The following is a 2418-nucleotide window of genomic DNA, read 5'->3' on the forward strand; positions in this document are numbered from 1 at the left end:
GCCGCGACCTGCGGCCGGGCGCTCAAGCACGTCTCAGGCGGCGGTGCCGCCGTAGGGCACCGCCTCCAGGATCTCAACCGTGGTAGACCGGCCGTTCGGCAGCGAGTAGGTGGCCTGCTCACCGACCTTCTTGCCGGTAATCGCCGAGCCGAGCGGGGACTTCGGAGAGTAAACGTCAATCGGTGAGCCGCTCTCCTCGCGCGAGGCGAGCAGGAACGTGACCTCATCGTCATCGCCGACAAACCGGACGGTCACCGTCATGCCGGGGCCGACCACGCCGTCGGTGCGCGGCGGCTCGCCGACCCGCGCGTTCTCCAGGATGTGCTGAAGCTGGAGGATCCGGCCCTCGATCTTGCCCTGCTCTTCCTTGGCCGCGTGGTAACCGCCGTTCTCGCGCAGGTCCCCCTCTTCGCGGGCCGCCTCGATCTTCTTGGCGATATCTACGCGACCCTGTCCGGAGAGGTGGTCCAATTCGGCCTTGAGCCGGTCATACGCCTCCTGGGTGAGCCAGGTGACGCTGTCGTCGCGCGTCTCGGTCACGGGCACTCCTTGGTACTACGCAGGACTTTTCGTCCGCTAGGGGCTGGGATTTATTGCGGCGCAAGGGCTTGCACGCCCTCTGCTAAGGAGCCAGCCGGTCTCCGGGGGTAATCTTCTGAGGCTAACAAGGGTCGGCCACTGCTGTGTACTAGTCAAGTCCTGCTGGTAGCGGCGTGGCGTCGCTAGAAGGCCTCCGGGGCAGCGTTTCCAGTCGGGAATGCCGCTAAACCGGCCGGATGTTTCCGTGAAGGTACATGAGCGTAAACGGAGGGAGACAAGGTTGTCACCCCAAGGCCCCGAGCAGGGGAGACTGAGGCTGATGGCCGTGCACGCGCACCCAGACGACGAGTCGAGCAAGGGTGCCGCCACAATGGCGCGGTATGTCCGCGAGGGCATCGATGTCATGGTTTGCACGATGACCGGCGGCGAGCGCGGCGACGTCCTCAACCCGGCTATGGACCGGCCAGAGGTGAAGGCCGATATGGCCCGCATCCGGCGGGAGGAAATGGCGAGGGCCCGTGAGATCCTCGGCGTCCAGCAGCGCTTTATGGGCTTCGTCGATTCCGGCCTCCCTGAGGGCGACCCGAAGCCGCCGCTGCCTGACGGCTCGTTCGCCCTGGTACCGCTCGCCGAGGCGGTGGCCCCGCTGGTCAAGGCCGTCCGCGAGTTCCGGCCGCACGTGATCTTGACCTACGACGAGAACGGCGGCTATCCGCACCCGGACCACATCAAGACCCACCAGGTCACGGTGGAGGCGTTCGAGGCCGCCGCGGATCCCGACAGGTACCCGGAGGCCGGCGAGCCGTGGCAGCCGCTGAAGCTGTACTACTTCGTGTCCTTCCACCAGGCCAAGTACGTCGCGCTGCACGAGGAGATGCTGCGCCGCGGCCAGGACTCGCCGTACGAGAAGATCTTCGCGCAGTGGGAGGAACGCGCGCGCAAGCGCGAGGAGCTCGGCATTAAGCAGCTCGAGATCACCACCAGGATCGATGTCGCCGACTACCTGGAGATCCGCGACCAGGCGCTGCTGGCGCACGCCACCCAGATCGATCCGAAGAGCACGTGGTTCGACTGCCCGCTTGACGTCCAGCGCGCCGCGTGGCCGACCGAGGACTATCATCTTGCTAGGTCGCTCGTCGACACCGAGCTGCCTGAAGACGACCTTTTCGCGGGTGTCCGGGAGAGTGTGACCCTGTGATGTTTCTCGCCGCGGCGCTGGCCAGCGGTTCAAGCAACTCCACGATGAACGACGTGGAGCCGGGACTGCTCGGCTTTCTCGTCGTGGCCGGGATCGGCGTCGCGCTCGTGTTCCTGCTGCGCTCGATGAACAAGCAGTTCAAGAAGCTCGGCCCGCCGCCGGATGAATCGGCGGAAACCGACGCGGGCACCGGCGACGCCGGGATGGGCGGGGCCGTGACAGGCGCCGACGTGGGTGATGCGACCACCACGAAGGGCGCCAAGCGCCGCTAGCGACGGGGGCACCCATGCTGGTGGTCCACGGAGTCTGGGCGTACGGGGCGGTATGGCTGTGGGCCGAGGACCCGGCGCTGCCCCCGCATGCCCCCGCGCGCACTGGCCGCCCGTCGCGCGCACCGCGCCCTCACCCGTTCGCCGTCGGCGCGGCGGAACTCGCCGACGCGCTCGCCGAGCTGCCCGATCCGGCCGGCGGCCTGGTCAGGAAGGCCGTCGATGACGAGCTGACCCTCCAGCTCCCCACGGTCGGCGACGGGCCGCTCGCCTCGCAGGAAACAGGCCGCGAGCCGCCTGCAGGGAAGCCCGCACTGGGCGCCTGGCGGGTGCCGGCGCTGGTCTTCGAGCCACCGGCAGCGGCGGCGGCGCTCGCGGTGCTCGGCGGCGCCGCCGAGCCCATTCGCGACC

General features: G+C 68.4%; 3 protein-coding genes and 1 pseudogene. 3 read left to right on the plus strand and 1 reads right to left on the minus strand.

Annotated features, from left to right (window positions below):
• Nucleotides 1-33: 33 nt before the first annotated feature.
• Nucleotides 34-540 carry a transcription elongation factor GreA gene (greA, locus tag WA805_RS04520; RefSeq protein WP_422277159.1) on the minus strand — a complete coding sequence of 169 codons (507 nt, stop codon included), beginning with the start codon at nucleotides 538-540 and terminating at the stop codon, nucleotides 34-36.
• A 319-nt stretch (nucleotides 541-859) separates the two neighbouring features.
• Here greA and mca point away from each other — a divergent pair, with 319 nt between their 5' ends.
• From mca to WA805_RS04535, 3 genes and pseudogenes are all read left to right on the plus strand, one after another.
• On the plus strand, nucleotides 860-1738 hold the full coding sequence (gene mca / locus WA805_RS04525; protein WP_422277157.1) for a mycothiol conjugate amidase Mca: 879 nt from the start codon (nucleotides 860-862) through the stop codon (nucleotides 1736-1738).
• Nucleotides 1735-2010, plus strand: coding sequence for a hypothetical protein (locus tag WA805_RS04530; protein ID WP_422277155.1), 276 nt, complete (start codon nucleotides 1735-1737; stop codon nucleotides 2008-2010). The genes mca and WA805_RS04530 overlap by 4 nt, the downstream gene beginning before the upstream one ends.
• Before the next feature lie 14 nt (nucleotides 2011-2024).
• Nucleotides 2025-2418: pseudogene (locus WA805_RS04535) on the plus strand (ATP-dependent helicase); the annotation flags it as partial.

The sequence above is a fragment of the Trebonia sp. genome (genome assembly GCF_049794275.1).
Classification (GTDB): Bacteria; Actinomycetota; Actinomycetes; order Streptosporangiales; family Streptosporangiaceae; genus Trebonia.

Excerpts from the sequence above, each read along its gene's own strand:
- mca (WP_422277157.1), top strand. The coding sequence starts at position 860 with ATGGCCGTGCACGCGCACCCAGACGACGAGTCGAGCAAGGGTGCCGCC.